This window comes from Streptomyces sp. NPDC002324, from assembly GCF_053593335.1.
Genome location: NZ_JBSFCF010000001.1, coordinates 305,547 through 323,470 on the forward strand (window position 1 = coordinate 305,547; position 17,924 = coordinate 323,470).

General features: G+C 68.4%; 15 protein-coding genes and 1 tRNA gene. 7 read left to right on the forward strand and 9 right to left on the reverse strand.

Translation table 11 applies throughout. The features are described 5' to 3' along the window. Nucleotides 1-162: 162 nt before the first annotated feature. A complete protein-coding gene (locus ACWCRJ_RS01305; RefSeq protein WP_450937316.1) occupies nucleotides 163-543 on the reverse strand; it encodes a winged helix-turn-helix transcriptional regulator in 381 nt (126 codons plus the stop codon). Nucleotides 544-646: 103 nt separating this feature from the next. On the opposite strand from ACWCRJ_RS01305, the gene ACWCRJ_RS01310 reads away from it, so the two are divergent. Further along, nucleotides 647-1,300 carry an FMN-dependent NADH-azoreductase gene (locus ACWCRJ_RS01310; RefSeq protein ID WP_450937317.1) on the forward strand — a complete coding sequence of 218 codons (654 nt, stop codon included), beginning with the start codon at nucleotides 647-649 and terminating at the stop codon, nucleotides 1,298-1,300. A 62-nt stretch (nucleotides 1,301-1,362) separates the two neighbouring features. Here the strand turns inward: ACWCRJ_RS01310 and ACWCRJ_RS01315 are convergent, their stop codons facing one another. Together ACWCRJ_RS01315 and ACWCRJ_RS01320 are read right to left on the reverse strand one after the other, a co-directional pair. Further along, nucleotides 1,363-4,173 (reverse strand): beta-L-arabinofuranosidase domain-containing protein, encoded by a 2,811-nt coding sequence (locus tag ACWCRJ_RS01315; RefSeq protein WP_450937318.1) that lies wholly within the window; start codon nucleotides 4,171-4,173, stop codon nucleotides 1,363-1,365. Between the two features lie 435 nt (nucleotides 4,174-4,608). Next, nucleotides 4,609-4,692, reverse strand: a tRNA-Leu gene (locus tag ACWCRJ_RS01320). Nucleotides 4,693-5,179: 487 nt separating this feature from the next. Between ACWCRJ_RS01320 and ACWCRJ_RS01325 the strand changes: the two genes are divergently transcribed. From ACWCRJ_RS01325 to pknB, 6 genes are all read left to right on the forward strand, one after another. Then, entirely contained in the window at nucleotides 5,180-6,025 is an 846-nt protein-coding gene (locus ACWCRJ_RS01325) for an FhaA domain-containing protein (protein ID WP_450937319.1), read from the forward strand. Nucleotides 6,026-6,035: 10 nt separating this feature from the next. Beyond that, nucleotides 6,036-6,566 (forward strand): FHA domain-containing protein FhaB/FipA, encoded by a 531-nt coding sequence (locus ACWCRJ_RS01330; RefSeq protein ID WP_046915257.1) that lies wholly within the window; start codon nucleotides 6,036-6,038, stop codon nucleotides 6,564-6,566. Between the two features lie 128 nt (nucleotides 6,567-6,694). After that, nucleotides 6,695-8,224, forward strand: coding sequence for a Stp1/IreP family PP2C-type Ser/Thr phosphatase (locus ACWCRJ_RS01335; RefSeq protein WP_450937320.1), 1,530 nt, complete (start codon nucleotides 6,695-6,697; stop codon nucleotides 8,222-8,224). A gap of 27 nt (nucleotides 8,225-8,251) precedes the next feature. Continuing rightward, nucleotides 8,252-9,703 carry an FtsW/RodA/SpoVE family cell cycle protein gene (locus tag ACWCRJ_RS01340; protein WP_450937321.1) on the forward strand — a complete coding sequence of 484 codons (1,452 nt, stop codon included), beginning with the start codon at nucleotides 8,252-8,254 and terminating at the stop codon, nucleotides 9,701-9,703. Further along, the gene (locus tag ACWCRJ_RS01345) at nucleotides 9,700-11,166 is read left to right on the forward strand and encodes a penicillin-binding transpeptidase domain-containing protein (protein ID WP_450937322.1); all 1,467 of its coding nucleotides are present in this window, start codon (nucleotides 9,700-9,702) and stop codon (nucleotides 11,164-11,166) included. The genes ACWCRJ_RS01340 and ACWCRJ_RS01345 overlap by 4 nt, the downstream gene beginning before the upstream one ends. Before the next feature lie 170 nt (nucleotides 11,167-11,336). Beyond that, nucleotides 11,337-13,328, forward strand: coding sequence for a Stk1 family PASTA domain-containing Ser/Thr kinase (pknB, locus tag ACWCRJ_RS01350; RefSeq protein ID WP_450937323.1), 1,992 nt, complete (start codon nucleotides 11,337-11,339; stop codon nucleotides 13,326-13,328). Between the two features lie 131 nt (nucleotides 13,329-13,459). On the opposite strand, the gene ACWCRJ_RS01355 is transcribed toward pknB, so the two are convergent. The 6 genes from ACWCRJ_RS01355 to ACWCRJ_RS01380 are packed head-to-tail and all read right to left on the reverse strand — an operon-like array spanning nucleotide 13,460 to nucleotide 17,911. Next, entirely contained in the window at nucleotides 13,460-14,197 is a 738-nt protein-coding gene (locus ACWCRJ_RS01355; RefSeq protein WP_450937324.1) for a class E sortase, read from the reverse strand. A 28-nt stretch (nucleotides 14,198-14,225) separates the two neighbouring features. Next, entirely contained in the window at nucleotides 14,226-15,494 is a 1,269-nt protein-coding gene (locus ACWCRJ_RS01360; protein WP_450937325.1) for a class E sortase, read from the reverse strand. Then, nucleotides 15,491-16,141 carry an aminodeoxychorismate/anthranilate synthase component II gene (locus ACWCRJ_RS01365; protein WP_450937326.1) on the reverse strand — a complete coding sequence of 217 codons (651 nt, stop codon included), beginning with the start codon at nucleotides 16,139-16,141 and terminating at the stop codon, nucleotides 15,491-15,493. The genes ACWCRJ_RS01360 and ACWCRJ_RS01365 overlap by 4 nt, the downstream gene beginning before the upstream one ends. Continuing rightward, the gene (locus ACWCRJ_RS01370) at nucleotides 16,138-16,299 is read right to left on the reverse strand and encodes a hypothetical protein (protein ID WP_020113582.1); all 162 of its coding nucleotides are present in this window, start codon (nucleotides 16,297-16,299) and stop codon (nucleotides 16,138-16,140) included. Before ACWCRJ_RS01370 ends, ACWCRJ_RS01365 begins: the two co-directional genes overlap by 4 nt. A 53-nt stretch (nucleotides 16,300-16,352) precedes the next feature. After that, nucleotides 16,353-17,039, reverse strand: a complete 687-nt coding sequence (locus tag ACWCRJ_RS01375; protein WP_450937327.1) for a class E sortase — start codon at nucleotides 17,037-17,039, stop codon at nucleotides 16,353-16,355. A 23-nt stretch (nucleotides 17,040-17,062) separates the two neighbouring features. Further along, nucleotides 17,063-17,911, reverse strand: coding sequence for a DUF881 domain-containing protein (locus ACWCRJ_RS01380; RefSeq protein ID WP_450937328.1), 849 nt, complete (start codon nucleotides 17,909-17,911; stop codon nucleotides 17,063-17,065). Nucleotides 17,912-17,924 lie beyond the last annotated feature (13 nt).

Consider the following 17,924-nt stretch of genomic DNA (forward strand, 5'->3'; position numbering starts at 1 on the left):
CGCACGAACATCAACTCGTGCTGACGTTACAGCCGGTGGCCGAAACGCGTCAGACCCTGTGGAAAACTCCGTATCGCACCCGCCGGGACCTGCGAAAACCCCGGTCGTCCACCCGCTGCCGAGCCGACCCGCGACCCACTGCACAACCCTCGGCCGACCACGCTACGACGTCCGCGCCGCCCCCGGACACGGCCCGCTCCGCGGCAGATGGCTCTCGGACCAGTCCTTGAGTTCCCGCAGCGCCGGTTCCAGCGCCGCCCCCGCCTCGGTCAGCCGGTAGGTGACGCGCAGCGGCGGCCCGTCGTCGACCTCGCGCACCACCAGTCCGGCCCCGCCGAGTTCGGTGAGCCGGTCGGAGAGCATGCGCTCGCTGATGCCGGGAATCGCCCTGCGCAGATCGACGAAATGTGCGGGATGCGGCATCAGGACGGCCACGATCAGACCCGTCCACCGCTTGCCGAGCAGGGCGAACACACGGGTGATGCCCTCGTCGACCCGCTGACACGGCCCGGCGCCATGGATGCCCTGCTGTTGCTCCGCCATGAGAACAAGAGTACTGGCCCGAAGTATGTGGATGAAAAAAAGTAAGTGACTGTGTTATTCATAGTCGAGTACGAAAACGAAGCGACTTCCTCTGGAGCTCTCCATGGCTACGCTGCTGCACCTGGACTCGTCCGCGTTTCCCGCCGGCGCCTCGTCATCGCGCGCGGTGACGGAGGCCTTCCGCAAGGCCTGGGAGGACCAGCATCCGGACGGCACGGTCGTCTACCGCGACCTGCACGCCGATCCCGTGCCGCACATCAGCGCCGCCGCGCACACCGCCGGCTTCGCCGACCCGGCCACGCACACCCCCGAGCAGGCCGCGGCCTTCGCCGAGCGCGAGAAGCTCATCGTGGAGCTGGAGCAGGCGGACGCGATCCTGATCGGCGCCCCCATGTACAACTTCTCGATCCCGTCCACCCTCAAGACGTGGCTGGACAACGTCGTCCTCATCGGCCGCACCGCCATGACCGAGGACTCGAAGACCAAGGGCACCCCGGCCACGGTCGTCGCCAGCCGCGGCGGCTCCTACGCGCCGGGCACGCCCCGCGAACCCCTGGAGTACGTGCAGAACTACCTGACGGCGGTCCTGTCCGAGACCCTCGGCCTGGAGCTCGACTTCATCGTCCCGGAGCTGACCATGGCCCCGCACAACCCCGCGATGAGCGAGCTGATCCCCCTCTCGGAGGCCTCCCGGGCCAAGGCTTTCGACGACGCGGTCGTCAAGGCCAAGAACCTGGCCGCGCGCCTCGCCGCGTAACCGCGTGGGAGGTGGAACGCGAAGGACGGCCGCCCCCTCCCGGGGAACGGCCGCCCGTGCCGCTAGGCCGCGTATGTGGCGTTCCGCGCGGTGGTCACCACCTGCTGTCCGTCGGCCTGGCTCAGCAGTCCGGCCGACACCCAGGAGGTGACGGCCGACCGCACCCGCGCCACCAGGGCGTCCTTGTCGGCGAACGGCGCCCCGGCCCAGATCTCGTCCAGCAGGGTCGTACCGTCGGACTTCGCCGGGTTGGCGACACCCGAGTCGGTGCCGCCGAGGACCACCTTCGGTTCGGCACGCTTCACATAGGCGTGGGTCGGGTGCTCGCTCCCTTCGTGGAAGGGAGCGAATTCGGTGCCGTCCAGCGTGTGGTGCAGCGGCTCTCCGCCCACCGGGGTGAGGGAGGGCAGCAGATCGCCGGAGAGCCCGGCGTTGCGGTACAGCCCCACCGACAGGTGAGTGGTGGCGCTGTTCCTGCCGACCAGGTTGACCGGCCCGTAGAACAGCGTCTGGAGCGAAGGGTCGTCGAGGGCCTTCTCCACCCGCAGCCGGAACGGGATCGTCACGCGTACGACGTCCCCGCTGCTCCAGGTGCGGGAGGGGATCGTGAAGTAGCTCCCCGGCGCCGGGGTACCGCTCACCGCGCTGCCGTTGACGGTCACCCGGAAACCGGCACTCGCCCAGGACGGCACCCGCAGCCGCATCTCGAAGGCCGCGCCGCCCCCTCCGACGGTGATCGTGGTGCCCTGCTCACGGGGGTAGTCGGTGCTCTGGGCGACCGTCACCCCCTTCGCGGACCAGTCCAGCGTCGCGGCGCTGTACAGGTTGACGTACAGCGCGCTTCCGTCGGCCCGGGCGAAGTACACCGAGTCCTGGTACTTGGTGGCGCTCTCCATGCCCGTCCCCTCGCAGCAGGTGGTGCCCTGCTTGGGGGTGTAGTCGCGCACCTGGCCGGGCTTCAGCCCGATGAAGTACGTCACCAGCGGCTTCTCGGCGTCGGCCTTGTCCTGCTTGGACCCGAGGACCTGGTTGAGCAGCGCCCGCTCGTAGTAGTCCATGTACTTCGGGTCCTGCTCGTGGAAGAACAGGCTCCGGCTCAGCTTGAGCAGGTTGTACGCACAGCAGGTCTCGGCGTTGGTGTCGCTGATCGTCCCCGCGACGATCCCGCGCGCCTTCCAGAACTCGGCCGTGCTGGTGCCGCCGATGCCGTACATCCGCTGGGGGATCACCATGTCCCAGAAGTTCTTGGCCGCGGTCAGATAGCGCGCCTCGCCCGTGACGTCGTACAGGCGGATCAGTCCGGTGAAGATCGGGATGTGCTGGTTGGCGTGCAGACCGTCGAGCGTGTCGGTGTTCGCGGCACAGGCGTCGATGAGCTTGTCCAGGTCGAACAGCTTGGCCAGGGCGAGATGGTCGGCCTTGCCGGTGATCGCGTACAGATCGACGATCGCCTCGACCAGGCCCCCGTACTCACCGCTGGAGAAGATGCCCCACATCCGCTGCAGGGTGGCGTCCGGCAGTTTCGACAGCCTGGAGTACATCCAGTCGCACAGGCCCGCCGCCAGGTCGAGCGCCCGCGCGTCGTCGACGTGGAGATACGCGTCCAGCAGCCCGCGCAGGATCTTGTGCGCGGTGTAGTACGGCGCCCACACGCGCGTGTAGTCGCCGCTGGTCATCGACTCCAGCTCGATGAACTGCGTCTCCGGGTACGCCGCCAGGAATCCGTCATGGCTGGGCGCGCCCCAGGTGCGGCGCAGGGTGGCGGTCAGCCCGCGCCCGGAGCCGTCCGCGAACGCGCCCCCGCCGGTCTCGACGAAGTCGTACGAGGCCAGGTCGCCGCGGCCCGCCGGCGAGTCCGGGGCACGGTCGCTCTGCAGCGAGGTGATCTCGGCGGCCGTCAGCGCCCGTGACCAGACGTTGAACTCGTCGAACGCGCCCGCGAAGACGGGGTCGGCGGGGAAGTTGGACCGACCGAGCCAGTTGTTCGCCAGGGTGCCGAGAGCCGCAGGGGTGAGCGACATCGCCGTGTTCCGCGCGACGGCCGTGCCGTTGACGTAGAGCGTGCCGGTGCCGCCGCCGATCGTCACCGCGAGATGGCTCCACCGGTCGAGCGGCAGGGCGGCGGTGCCGTTGAGCCCCTGCTCCCCGCCGGGCCCGTTGGTGGTGACGGCGAAGCGCGGGAAACCGCTCGCGTTGCGCGCCGCCAGGTACAGGTAGCGGGTGCTGTTGTCGCCGAAGTCGAAGACACGGGCCCAGTTGGCGTGGTGCGTGGGCTTCACCCAGGCCGACAAGGTGATCGCGGAGGCATCGCCGAGCACGCCGTCCGGCAGGTCGACGTACTGGTAGGAGCCCCGGACGTTCTCCTGCGCGGTGCCGAACCTCCCGGTCACGGCGAGCATGCGGGGGTCGGCGCGCAGCGCCTCGCGCACCTCGGTCAGGGCGCCGATCATGTAGCGGATCTTGTCGGAGTAGGCCGTGTCCCCGGTGCCGGCGTAGGCCTGGGCGAGCATCGTCAGGAAGTGCCCGGTGTAGTGGCCACGGAGGTTGCCGTTGGCCTCGCCGTCCAGGCCCTCCCAGCCGCCGGGAGCGACCGCGCCCTTGGTGGAGAGTCCCGCGTTCGCCCGGAAGACCTGCAACAGACGGTCGACGTCGTAACCGCGCCCGTGGTCGAGCATCAGTTGGCGCTTGTCGGCGAACAGGCCCTGCCCGAGCGTCACGTCCCTCAGCTCGAACGGCCGCACCGACCAGGTGGCGGGCGTCGGGACCGTGGCGGCGACCGCCCGTCCGCCACCTGCCGCGAAGGAGACTCCGGGTATGGCCGCGGTGAGCAACGCGGACCGGAGGAGAAAACGTCGGGAGAGCGGCGGTGCCATGTACGCCTCGTCTCTGGCAGATGTGGGGGAGAAGCGAGAGGTCCGTTCGAAAATACGAACGGCGTGCGAATTGACGACCAGAAGATAGGTGTGAGGCAGGTGGGCGTCAACGGTGCTGGTCCATTTCGCGGAACCGACACCCATAGAGAGCCACCGATACAACTTGGCACCGTTTCACGTGAAACATCGCACGTATCACCATCTGCGAAGATTCTCGTGTCGCTGACCCAAGGACCACCCGCGACCGCGCACGCGAAGCTCGGCACGCCCCTGGGCCGTTCCGCACCACCGGAAGCCGAAAGCCCTTACCGAGCCCCCTGAGAGACTCCTCACACTCCACAGCCCCCGCAGTCCGCGCACGCAGCCCTGCCGAGCGGTTCGCGAACGCACAAAAAGAAGCGGTCCCATCGTGATCACGATGGGACCGCTTCGCTGTGCGCGAGGGGGGAGTTGAACCCCCACGCCCTTGCGGGCACTGGAACCTGAATCCAGCGCGTCTGCCTATTCCGCCACCCGCGCATTAGGTGTGTCCTCGGGCCCCGTTCCTTGCGGTTTCGGCGCCTTCCGACATCGAGAAGATTAGCACGCTGGAGACGGTGGCTTCACATCCCTTCTGCACGGCCGGCCCCGCTGCGCGGCGACGTGACAGGACCGACCGGCACGGACCGAACACGCGGCCCCGCCGGCCACGTATCAACGAGTGCTGGTTCACGTATCAACCTCGTACCGGTCCCGGCCATCTCCACAGGAGAGGGACGGGACGCACAGTCCGGTGCGGGACACTGGTCTCGCACCGCCTCTACGATCCTTGGCAGAGTTCGGACGGGGTAGTTCGAAGAGGAGCTCCGGTGGGAATCCGGCAGGGGGACTCCAGTGGGCGCCGATACCGGGTGACACCGGTCGACCGGGCCGACCGGGGGAACCAGCCGATTTCCCGGCGCGTGGATACGATCAGTAAGCAGTACCGACACGGTACGCAGAGCGGTGACGACGGAGGAGGTGCCCCATGGGAGTCCTGAAGAAGTTCGAGCAACGTCTCGAAGGTCTGGTCAACGGCACCTTCGCCAAGGTGTTCAAGTCCGAGGTCCAGCCCGTGGAGATCGCGGGAGCACTCCAGCGGGAGTGCGACAACAACGCGACCATCTGGAACCGCGACCGTACGGTCGTCCCCAACGATTTCATCGTGGAACTGAGCACGCCCGACTTCGAGCGCCTCAGCCCCTACTCCGGCCAGCTCGGCGACGAACTCGCCGGCATGGTGCGCGACTACGCCAAGCAGCAGCGCTACACCTTCATGGGCCCCATCAAGGTCCATCTGGAGAAGGCCGACGACCTCGACACCGGTCTGTACCGGGTACGCAGCCGTACGCTCGCCGGATCCACGGACCAGCAGGCGCCCTCCGGCGCCCAGGCGAGCCCCGCCGCCGGCCGCCCCGGCGGTTACGGCTATCCGCCCACCGCGGCACCCGCGGGCGCCCCGCCCATGCCGGCCGCGCCGCCGCCCGGCGGTGGCCGCCCCGGCGTCGCCCCGCTAGGCCAGCGGCCGCCCGGCGCTCCGGCGGCCGGCGGGCGCATGCGCTACTGGATCGAGATCAACGGCACCCGCCATCAGATCTCCCGCCCGACGCTGGTGCTGGGACGCAGCACCGAAGCCGACGTGCGGATCGACGACCCCGGCGTCTCCCGCCGGCACTGCGAGATCCGGACCGGAACGCCCTCGACGATCCAGGATCTCGGATCCACCAACGGCATCGTGGTGGACGGGCAGCACACCACCCGCGCTACGCTCCGCGACGGCTCGCGGATCGTCGTGGGCAGCAGCACCATCATTTACCGGCAAGCCGAAGGGTGAAGCGGGGGCAATGTCAGAGCTGACCCTCACGGTCATGCGGCTGGGTTTCCTGGCCGTACTGTGGCTGTTCGTGATCGTGGCCGTGCAGGTCATCCGCAGCGACCTGTTCGGTACGCGCGTCACCCAGCGGGGGTCGCGCCGAGAGAGCGCGCGGCCGGCTGCGGCCGCCCGCCAGGCCGCCCCACCGCAGCAGCGCGGCCAGCAGCCCGCGCCCGCCACCGGCGGCGGCGGCCGCCGCGGGCGCAACGCCCCGACCAAACTCGTCGTCAGCGAGGGCACGCTGACGGGCACCACCGTGGCGCTGCAGGGCCAGACCATCACGCTGGGCCGCGCGCACGACTCCACGATCGTGCTGGACGACGACTACGCCTCCAGCAGGCACGCCCGGATCTACCCGGACCGCGACGGCCAGTGGATCGTCGAGGACCTGGGGTCCACCAACGGCACGTATCTCGACCGGAACCGACTGACGACTCCCACGCCGATTCCGCTCGGCGCGCCGATCCGCATCGGCAAGACCGTCATCGAGCTGCGGAAGTAGTGCTACATCATGAATAGGCGCGAGCGGAGCGAGCACGCGGCGGAGTCCCCCACCAGGGGCCCCGGCGCGCTCCCGACCGGAGGGTGGGCACCGTGCGGATGTACCCGGAGCCGACGGGCGAGGTGCGCATGAGTCTGTCACTGCGCTTCGCCGCCGGATCGCACAAAGGCATGATCCGCGAGGGCAACGAGGACTCGGGCTACGCCGGTCCCCGGCTGCTCGCGATCGCCGACGGCATGGGCGGCCAGGCGGCCGGCGAGGTGGCCTCCTCGGAGGTGATCTCCACCCTCGTCACGCTCGACGACGACATCCCCGGCTCCGACATCCTCACCTCGCTCGGCACCGCCGTACAGCGCGCCAACGACCAACTGCGCGCCATGGTCGAGGAGGACCCCCAGCTGGAGGGCATGGGCACCACGCTCACCGCCCTGCTGTGGACCGGACAGCGACTCGGCCTCGTGCACGTCGGCGACTCCCGCGCGTACCTCCTCAGGGACGGCGTCCTCACCCAGATCACCCAGGACCACACCTGGGTGCAGCGTCTGGTCGACGAGGGCCGCATCACCGAGGAGGAGGCAACCACCCACCCGCAGCGCTCCCTGCTGATGCGCGCGCTGGGCAGCGGCGACCACGTCGAGCCCGACCTCTCCATCCGTGAGGTGCGTGCCGGCGACCGGTACCTGATCTGCTCCGACGGGCTGTCCGGCGTCGTGTCCCACCAGACGATGGAGGACACCCTCGCCAGCTACCAGGGTCCGCAGGAGACCGTGCAGGAGCTGATCCAGCTCGCGCTGCGCGGCGGCGGCCCGGACAACATCACGGTGATCATCGCCGACGTCCTCGACCTCGACACCGGGGACACCCTCGCCGGGCAGCTCTCCGACACCCCGGTCGTGGTCGGCGCGGTCGCCGAGAACCAGCTCCACCTGCAGGACAACGGCATCATGCAGACCCCGGCCGGCCGCGCCTCGGGCCTCGGCCGTCAGGGGCACGGGCAGGGTGGCGGCGAGTTCGGTCCGCCCGGCTCCGGCGACGCCACCGGGTACACGCCGGCCGCGGGCAGCTTCGACGACTACTCGGACGACGACTTCGTCAAGCCGCGCAAGAAGCGCAGGTGGCTGAAGAGATCCTTCTTCGGCGTCCTCGCCCTCGCCGTGGTCGGCGGGGGCCTGTACGGCGGTTACCGCTGGACCCAGACGCAGTACTACGTCGGCGCCAACGACGACCATGTGGCGCTGTACCGCGGCATCAGCCAGGACCTGGCCTGGATCTCGCTCTCGAAGGTGCAGAAAGACCACCCCGAGATCGAACTCAAGTACCTCCCGCCCTACCAGCAGAAGCTGGTCGAGGCCACGATCGCCGAGGGCGGTCTGAGCAACGCCGAGAAGAAGATCACGGAGCTGTCCACCCAGGCGTCGGCCTGCAAGAAGAACGCCGAGCGCCGCGAGGCGGCGGACAGCAACGCCAAGACCGGCGCGGGCGAGGCCGGCGGAGTCACGGGAACCACGAAGACCTCCCTCACGTCCAAGGCCACACCGTCCCCGACGTCGAAACCATCGACGTCCCCGACCCCGACCCAGACCGCACCCACACCGTCGACCGGCCCCAGCCTCTCGGAGGAGGAGCAGGAACTGGTCTCACGGTGCGGTGAGCAGTAGGCAAGCCGCGAGGGGCCCAGTCACACGATGAGCAGTACTACCAACCCGTCGACGCAGCACACGTCCACGATCGGCGCGATCGGCACCCCGAGCCGACGCAACACCGAGCTGGCACTGCTGGCGTTCGCGGTCGTCATCCCGGTGTTCGCCTACGTCAACGTGGGTCTCGCCCTGAACGACGAGATCCCGGCAGGGCTGGCCGCCTATGGCATCGGTCTCGGCGTGATGGCCGGCATCGGCCATCTCGTCGTGCGCAAGTTCGCGCCATATGCGGACCCGCTGCTGCTGCCCCTGGCCACGTTGCTGAACGGGCTGGGGCTGGTGGCGATCTGGCGACTGGACCAGTCGAAACTGCTCCAGCAGATCGGGCAGGCGGGCGGCAAGGCGACGAATCAGCTGGTCTACACAGCGATGGGCATCGCGCTCCTCATCGCCGTACTGATCTTCCTCAAGGACCACCGCACCCTCCAGCGCTACACCTACATCTCCATGGCCGGCGCGCTGGTGCTGCTGCTGCTTCCCTTGGTCCCGGGCCTCGGCGCCGAGCTCACCTATGGCGCCAAGATCTGGATCCAGGTCGGCAGCTTCACCATCCAGCCCGGCGAGTTCGCCAAGATCGTTCTGGCGATCTTCTTCGCCGGCTACCTGATGGTGAAGCGCGACGCGCTCGCGCTGGCCAGCCGCCGCTTCATGGGCCTGTACCTCCCGCGCGGCCGCGACCTCGGCCCCATCATCGTCGTCTGGGCGATGTCGATCCTCATCCTGGTATTCGAAACCGACCTCGGTACGTCGCTGCTGTTCTTCGGCATGTTCGTGATCATGCTGTACGTCGCCACCGAGCGGACCAGCTGGATCGTGTTCGGTCTGCTGATGTCCGCGGCGGGCGCGGTCGGCGTGGCCAGCTTCGAACCGCACGTCCAGACCCGTGTACAGGCCTGGCTCGACCCGTACCGCGAGTACAAGCTCAGCCGCGCGGGGACCACCGACGGCATCATCCACTCCGAGCAGGCCATGCAGGCCCTGTGGGCGTTCGGCTCCGGCGGCACCCTCGGCACCGGCTGGGGACAGGGCCACTCCGAGCTCATCCGCTTCGCCGCGAACTCCGACTTCATCCTCGCCACCTTCGGTGAGGAACTGGGTCTGACCGGGGTGATGGCGATCCTGCTGATCTACGGCCTGATCGTGGAGCGCGGTATCCGCACGGCCCTGGCCGCCCGCGACCCGTTCGGCAAGCTGCTCGCCGTCGGCCTGTCCGGCGCGTTCGCCCTCCAGGTCTTCGTCGTGGCCGGCGGTGTGATGGGCCTCATCCCCCTGACCGGTATGACAATGCCGTTCCTGGCCTACGGCGGTTCCTCGGTCATCGCCAACTGGGCACTCATCGGCGTCCTGATCAGAATCAGCGACACCGCGCGCAGGCCCGCGCCCGCCCCCGCACCCAACCCCGACGCCGAGATGACCCAGGTGGTCCGCCCGTCATGAACAAGCCCCTGCGCCGCATCGCGATCTTCTGCGGGCTCCTGGTCCTCGCCCTGCTCGTCCGCAACAACTGGCTCCAGTACGTCAAGGCGGATTCCCTCGCCACCGACAAGGAGAACCGGCGCGTCTCCATCGAGCGCTACGCCACGCCTCGCGGGGACATCATCGTCGACGGCAAGGCCATCACCGGGTCCGTCGCGTCCGAAGGCGCCGACTACAAGTACAAGCGCACCTGGAAGAACGGCGAGATGTGGGCGCCGGTCACCGGCTACTCCTCACAGATCGTCGGCGCGAACCAGCTGGAGAGCCTCGAGGACGGCATCCTCACCGGCAACGACGACCGCCTCTTCTTCCGGAACACGCTGGACATGATCACCGGCAAGAAGAAGGAGGGCGGCAGCGTCGTCACCACGCTGAATGCCGCCGCGCAGAAGGCCGCCTTCAACGGCCTCGGCGACAAGAAGGGTGCCGTCGTCGCGCTCGACCCCAAGACCGGCGCGATCCTCGCCCTGGCCTCCACGCCGTCGTACGACCCGTCGAGCTTCGCCGGCATCAGCAACAAGGACGGCGAGACCTTCTCGAAGCTGGAGAAGGACTCCGACAAGCCGATGCTGAACCGCGCGCTGCGCGAGACCTACCCGCCGGGCTCCACGTTCAAGGTGGTCACGGCCGCCGCGGCGCTGGAGAACGACATCGTCTCGGGCATCGACGACAAGACGAAGACCCCCGACCCGTACCAGCTGCCCGGTACGAAGACCGACCTCACCAACGAGCACGGCGTGTGCAAGAACGCCACCCTGCGCTATGCGCTGATGGTCTCCTGCAACACCGTCTTCGCGAAGATGTCGGACAACGTCGGCAACGAGAAGATGATCGAGCAGGCCGAGAAGTTCGGCTTCAACGAGGCCGAGCTGGACGTCCCGGTCCGCGCCGCCGAGAGCGTCTACCCCGAGGACAACGACCCGCAGAACGCCATGGACGGCATCGGTCAGGCCTCCAACCGCACCACCCCGCTGCAGATGGCCATGGTCGCCTCCGCCGTCGCCAACGACGGTGAGCTGATGAAGCCGTACATGGTCGACCAGCTGCGCGCCTCCAACCTCGACGTCATCGAGACGCACGAGCCCGAGACCCTGTCCCAGGCCGTCTCGTCGGAGACCGCCCAGAAGCTCCAGGACATGATGGAGACCGTCGTCAACGACCCCCAGGGCACGGGCGGCAGGGCGAAGATCGGCGGCGTCACGGTCGGCGGCAAGACCGGCACCGCGCAGCACGGCGTGAACAACAAGGAGAAGCCGTACGCCTGGTTCATCTCGTACGCCAAGCTCAGCGACGGCAGCTCGCCGGTCGCCGTGGCCGTGGTCGTCGAGGACGGTGCGGCCGATCGCGGTGACATCTCCGGTGGCGGTCTCGCCGCCCCGATCGCGAAGAGCGTGATGCAGGCAGTGATCAACAGCAAGAAGTGACCCCGCTCACGTCGCCTTCACATCGATGCACGTTGCGATACCGGTCCTGTATCGGGTGACGCGGTTGGCCAGGTCACAGAAGGCGAGCCGGGTACCGTATGCCCGGAGCACAGCCGCCGGACCACACATCGGTGCGGTCGGGATCCGACGGAGAGGGCTGGTAGGAAGCTATGGAAGAGCCGCGTCGCCTCGGCGGCCGGTACGAGCTGGGCCAGGTGCTCGGCCGTGGTGGCATGGCGGAGGTCTACCTCGCGATGGACACCCGCCTCGGCCGCACCGTGGCAGTGAAGACGCTGCGAGCGGACCTCGCGCGCGACCCCACCTTCCAGGCCAGGTTCCGCCGGGAGGCCCAGTCGGCCGCCTCACTCAACCACCCCGCGATCGTGGCGGTCTACGACACGGGTGAGGACTACATCGACGGGGTCTCGATCCCGTACATCGTCATGGAGTACGTCGAGGGTTCCACCCTCCGTGAGCTTCTCCACAGCGGCCGCAAGCTGCTGCCGGAGCGGGCCATGGAAATGACCATCGGCATCCTCCAGGGCCTGGAGTACGCCCACCGCAACCAGATCGTCCACCGCGACATCAAGCCGGCCAACGTCATGCTGACGCGCAACGGCCAGGTCAAGGTCATGGACTTCGGCATCGCCCGCGCCATGGGCGACTCCGGCATGACGATGACGCAGACGTCCGCGGTCATCGGCACCGCCCAGTACCTCTCCCCGGAGCAGGCCAAGGGCGAACAGGTGGACGCCCGGTCCGACCTGTACTCGACCGGCTGTCTGCTCTACGAGCTGCTGACGGTCCGCCCGCCGTTCATCGGTGACTCCCCCGTGGCGGTCGCCTATCAGCACGTGCGGGAGGAGCCCCAGCCGCCGAGCGTCTTCGACCCGGAGATCACGCCGGAGATGGACGCCATCGTTCTGCGTGCCCTGGTCAAGGACCCGGACTATCGCTACCAGTCCGCCGACGAGATGCGCGCCGACATCGAGGCCTGCCTCGACGGCCAGCCCGTCGCGGCCACGGCGGCGATGGGCTCGGTCGGCTACGGCGGCTACCCCGACGACCAGCCGACCACCGCCCTGCGCCCCGACGCCGGGGCCACGACCATGCTGCCCCCGGTCGGCCCGGACGACGGCTACGGCGGGTACGACGACCGCCAGGGCCGTCGCCGCCAGCAGAAGAAGAACAACACCTCGACGATCCTCCTGGTCGTCGCCGGCGTGCTGGTGCTGATCGGCGCGGTCCTCATCGGGCAGTGGATGTTCTCGGGGAACGACGCGGGCAACGACACCCTCAAGGCGCCGAACTTCATCGGCCAGACCGAGGCGGAAGCGAAGGAGTCGGCCGCGAACGTCGACCTCAACGTGACCACCACCAAGCGCGCGTGCGAAAACGAGAAGACCGGAAACGTCTGCGACCAGACACCGAAGGCCGACGTCAAGGTCAAGAAGGGCGACACCATCGCCCTCGTGATCTCGACCGGCGCTCCGAAGATCTCGGTGCCCGACGTCCAGGGCCTTCAGTACGACGAGGCCGAGGCCCAGCTTGAGGACAAGGGCTTCGAGGTCGAGAAGAAGACCAAGGAGTCCGACCGCACTGCAGGCATCGTGATCGGCCAGGACCCGGACGGCGGCAAGATCGAGAAGGGCTCCACGGTCACGCTGACGGTCGCGAAGGCTCCGGACAAGGCGATCGTCCCTCCCGTGAACGGGCAGGACTGTGAGGCCGCCAAGACCCAGATGCAGGCGAACGACCTCGTCGGTACCTGCACCGAGGTCGAGACCGACGACCAGAGCCTCGTCGGCAAGGTCGTCGCGACCAACCCCGAGGCGGGTTCCGAGCTGAACAAGGGCGACACGGTCACCATCCAGATCGGCAAGGCGGCCGAGGAGGAGGAGCAGAAGGCCAAGGTCCCGAACGTCGTGGGACGGACCGTCGGCCAGGCCAAGCAGATTCTGCAGGCGGCCGGCTTCACCAACATCCAGTTCGCCAACGGCAGCGACCAGAGCGACACCGCGCTCGTCACCGATCAGGACCCGGACGGCGGCAACGACGCCGACCCGGCCCAGACGACGATCACCCTCGCCTCGGTCGGCTTCGGCGGGAACAACGGGAACAACAACAATGGCGGGGGCGACGGCGGCGGCTTCTTCGGATAGCACCACCGGTTCCCCCGACGACGGAGTCCCGGCCCCCTGGAGGGGGCCGGGACTCCGTCGTCATGGCGATGTTTCACGTGAAACCGGATGTTTCACGTGAAACATCCCTACGAAAGGCCAGTCGGCGCGAACTACCGCAGTTCCTTCGGCAGCGTGCGTTCCGCGTTCACCCGCTCCACGCGCTCCAGCTCGCCCCACACGATGAACCGGTACCGGGACGTGTAGACGGGCGTGCAGGTGGTGAGGGTGATGTACTTGCCGGCCTTCTCCCTGCCGGACTCCTTGGGGATGTTCGACAGGACCTTGACGTTGTACTTCGAGGTCTCCGTGAGGGTGTCGTAGACCTTGTAGACGTACCAGTTGTCCCGGGTCTCGAAGACGATCGAGTCGCCCTTCCCCAGCTTGTCGATGTTGTGGAACTTCGCGCCGTGACCGTCCCGGTGGGCGGCGAGGGTGAAGTTGCCGTCCTTCTCGGAGCTGGGAAGGGTCGCCTTGACGGGGTTCGTGTAGTACCCGGCGACACCACCGTTGAGGATCTTGGCGGAGGTGCCCTTCTTCACCAGGACCTCGCCGTTGTCCATGGCGGGGACGTGCAGGAAGCCGATGCCGTCCTTGGTGTCCAGGGCACCCGGACCGTTCTCTGCGGCCCAGTTGTCGCGGACCTTGTTCGCTTCTTTGTCCGCCTCCCGGTCGGCGAGGACGTTCGTCCACCAGAGCGAGTAGACGACGAACAGTCCGAGCACCAGGCCCGCTGTGATGAGGAGTTCACCGAAGACACTGACCGCCACGGCGAGCCGGCTCATACGGCGGCGGGGCGCGGCCTCGGGCGCGCTCGTCTTGTCTTCGGTCTCGTCGGTGGTCACTGCCACAGTTATTCTTCCGCCCTCGGTCGAGCCCCTACTGGACGAGCGCGTCGGGCTTCCCCTCGCTGCGCGGCCGTTCCTCCACCATCTTGCCCCACACGATCATGCGGTACTTGCTCGTGAACTCCGGCGTGCAGGTGGTCAGGGTGATGTACCGGCCCGGCTTCGTGAAACCCGACCCCGGGGGCACGGCATTGAGCACGCTGACGTTCGACGGCGGTGTCACCGGCAGGATCGAGGCCATGTCGTAGACGTAGTACGTGTCCTGCGTCTCCACGACGATCGGGTCGCCCGGCTTCAGCCGGTTGATGTAACGGAACGGTTCACCATGGGTGTTGCGGTGGCCGGCGACGCCGAAGTTGCCCGTCTTGTCCTCGGGCATGGCCGTCTTGATGCTGTTCGCGTCGTAGTGGCCGACCATCCCGCGGTCCAGCACCTTCGATTTGCTGATGCCCTCGGCGATCGGCACGACGACGTCCAGCTTCGGGATGTGCAGGATGGCGAAGCCCTGCCCCGGCTCGAAGGCTCCCGGCGCGCGCTTCCCGCTCTTCCACTCCTCCTGGAGGCTCGTCGCCTCCCTGCCCGCCTGCTGGTGGGCCCGGATGTTCGACCACCACAGCTGGTACGTGACGAACAGCAGCATCACCACACCCGTGGTGATGAACACCTCGCCGATGACACGGCTCGCGATCACGCCCGCGCTGGGCTTCTGCGCCCGCGCCGCCCGCCGCGCCTCGATCCTGGAGAGGGGCGCCGACGCCTGCGGAGCCGCGCCTAAGGGCTGGTCGGGCCCCTGAGCGGCTCTGGAGGCCCCGTGGGTGCTCGTGGGGCCTCCGTGCCTCCCGTGCCGTCTGGCGGCCTTACGGCGGGCCGCACGGCCTGCTGTGACGGCAGACGGAGGTATGGACTCGGCCGTCGCCGCTATCCGCCGCGCCTCCTCCACCCGGAGCGCCACGGTCTCCTCGTCGATCGGAGGGTGCTCCTGGGCGGTGTCCGCCGGGAGTCCCCCCTGGACGCCCTCCGGCGCGTAGGCGTCGTAACTGCCGTCGTACGGAGCCTGCGGACGCTGCTCGTAGGTCCCGTACGGCTCGAACGAGGGCTCCGTGTACGGCTGCTGCCCGTACCAGTCGCCCTGGCCCTGGACATAGGGCGAGGCATGCTGGGCGGCCCACTGCTGGGGTTCGGCCGTGTCACGGTAGGACGACCCAGGCTCGAAGGCCTCCGCCTCGAACGACTCGGCGCCCCCGTACGCGGCCTCGCCGCCGTAGGGGGCACTCTCGCGCTCGGGGCGCAGTGCCGTCACGCCGTGGCCCTGCCCACCACGGGGGCGAGCCCCGTCGACCTCGCCACGGCCCCTTGGTCGCCGCATTCCGCCAGCCAGTTGGCGAGCATGCGGTGGCCGTGCTCGGTGAGCACCGACTCGGGGTGGAACTGCACGCCCTCGACGGGCAGTTCGCGGTGCCTGAGGCCCATGATGATTCCGTCGTGGGTGCGCGCGGTGACCTGCAGTTCGGCCGGTACGGTCGTCGGCTCGGCGGCCAGGGAGTGGTAGCGGGTCGCCGTGAAGGGGGTGGGCAGGCCCGCGAAGACGCCCGTGCCCTCGTGCTCCACCAGCGAGGTCTTGCCGTGCAGCAGTTCGGGAGCGCGGTTCACGACACCGCCGTACGCCACCTGCATGGACTGCATGCCGAGGCAGACGCCGAAGACGGGCACTCCCGTCGCGGCGCAGTGGCGGACCATGTCGACGCAGACGCCGGCCTCCTCGGGGGTGCCGGGCCCAGGGGACAGGAGCACACCGTCGAAGCCGTCCTGGGCGTGGGCGGTCACCACCTCGTCGTTGCGCAGCACCTCGCACTCGGCGCCCAGCTGGTACAGGTACTGGACCAGGTTGAAGACGAAGCTGTCGTAGTTGTCGACGACGAGGACCCGGGCGGGTCGGGCGGCACTCACTGGTCGTTCACCGTCACATCGTTGAAGGGGAGCAGGGGCTCCGCCCAGGGAAAGACGTACTGGAAGAGGACATAGACGACGGCCAGGGTCAGCACGAGGGAGATCAGCGCCTTCAGCCACGCGTTACCCGGCAGATGCCGCCAGATCCAGCCGTACATGCCGTCCCTTCCTTCACACCACGGCACCGGACTCACGCCGTACCGCCACCAGACTAACGGCGTAGTGCCTCCGGTTTCCCTGACTCCACAGGCTGTGTGGAATCCAGATGGCCCCAGACGACGAGCCGATGACTGTGTCCCCACTCCGGGTCGCACGTAGTGAGCGTCAGATAGCGCCCCTCGCGCGTGTACCCGGATTTTGTCGGCACGGGGTCGATGACCTGGACGTCCGTGGGCAATGTCCGGAAGGGCCCCTTGTCGATGACGTACGTGAACCAGTCCGCGCCGTCGGACAGGACGACCGCGTCACCGGGGCGCAGCTTGGGAAAATCTTTGAAGGGATCTCCGTAGGTGCGGCGGTGGCCGGCGACCGCGAAGTTCCCCTTCTGCCCCAGCTGCGTGGTGTTCGCGTAGTGTCCGAGCCCTTTTTTGAGAGTGTCCGTCTTCGTGCCCTCGAGGACGGGCTTGTTCCACGTGGAACCGAGGCGGGGGATGTACATGAGCGCGAAGGGCTCGGCGTCCGAGTACGGGGCGGGCCGCTCCGGAGCCGCCGAGGCTCCCGCACCGGACGTCGGCCTCACCGGCTGCTTCGCCCACCGGTCCTGCAGCAGGTCGACCTGACGGTCCATCTCGGTGTCGGCCTTCACGCCCGTCCAGAACAGCACGTACACGACGAACAGCACGATCAGGGTGCCGACGGTGATGCAGAGTTCGCTGACGGTCCTCACGATCACGCGCACCGACACGGGTCCCCCGGCTGCCGTCACTCCACGGGCTTGGCGTACTTCAGATCCACTGTGCCCGAGTACCCGGGCAGAGTCACCGGTCCGTCCTCGGTGACCTTCCAGCCCAGCCCGTAGACGTTGACGTACACCATGTAGTTCTGGATCGCCTCGCTCGCGGCGAGCGCCTTCTGCAGCTTCTCCGGGTCACCGACCGCCTGGATCTTGTACGGGGGCGAGTAGACGCGGCCCTGGAGGATCAGAGTGTTGCCGACGCAGCGGACGGCGCTGGTGGAGATCAGCCGCTGGTCCATGACCTTGATGCCCTCGGCGCCGCCCAGCCACAGGGCGTTCACCACGGCCTGCAGGTCCTGCTGGTGGATGACCAGATAGTCGGGCTGCGGCTCGGGGTAGCCGGGGAGCTTGGCGGTGGCGTCCGGCGGGGCGTCGTTCAGCGTGACGGTGAGGGCCTCACCCCTGAGCTTCTGGGTGCCGGCGTTCTTCTCCAGGGCCTTGAGCTTGGCGTCCTCGGCCTCGGTACTGCCGTCGTCGCGCTCGGCGAGCGCCTCGACGTCGTCCCGGAGAACCGCGTTGGACTCGTCGAGCTGCCCGTTCTTGTGACTGCGCTCCTGGATCAGGTCGGAGAGCTTCAGCAGTGAGGCGTCCGTGCGGATGTCGGTGCCCTTGGCGGTGTCGAAGCTGGTGAAGAAGATCAGCCCGGCCAGGGCGAAGACGCCGACGGTGAGCACGCGCACGGGGCGGAACCCGCCTCGGGCGGAGGGGTCGTCGTTCCGGTCGGCGGGATCGGGGCCCGTGCCGGCCGAGCCTCCGGACCCGGCCTCGGGGGAGGTGCCGGAACCGGCCTCGGGGGAGTCGGCTGAATTGCTCAACGTACCCTTATCT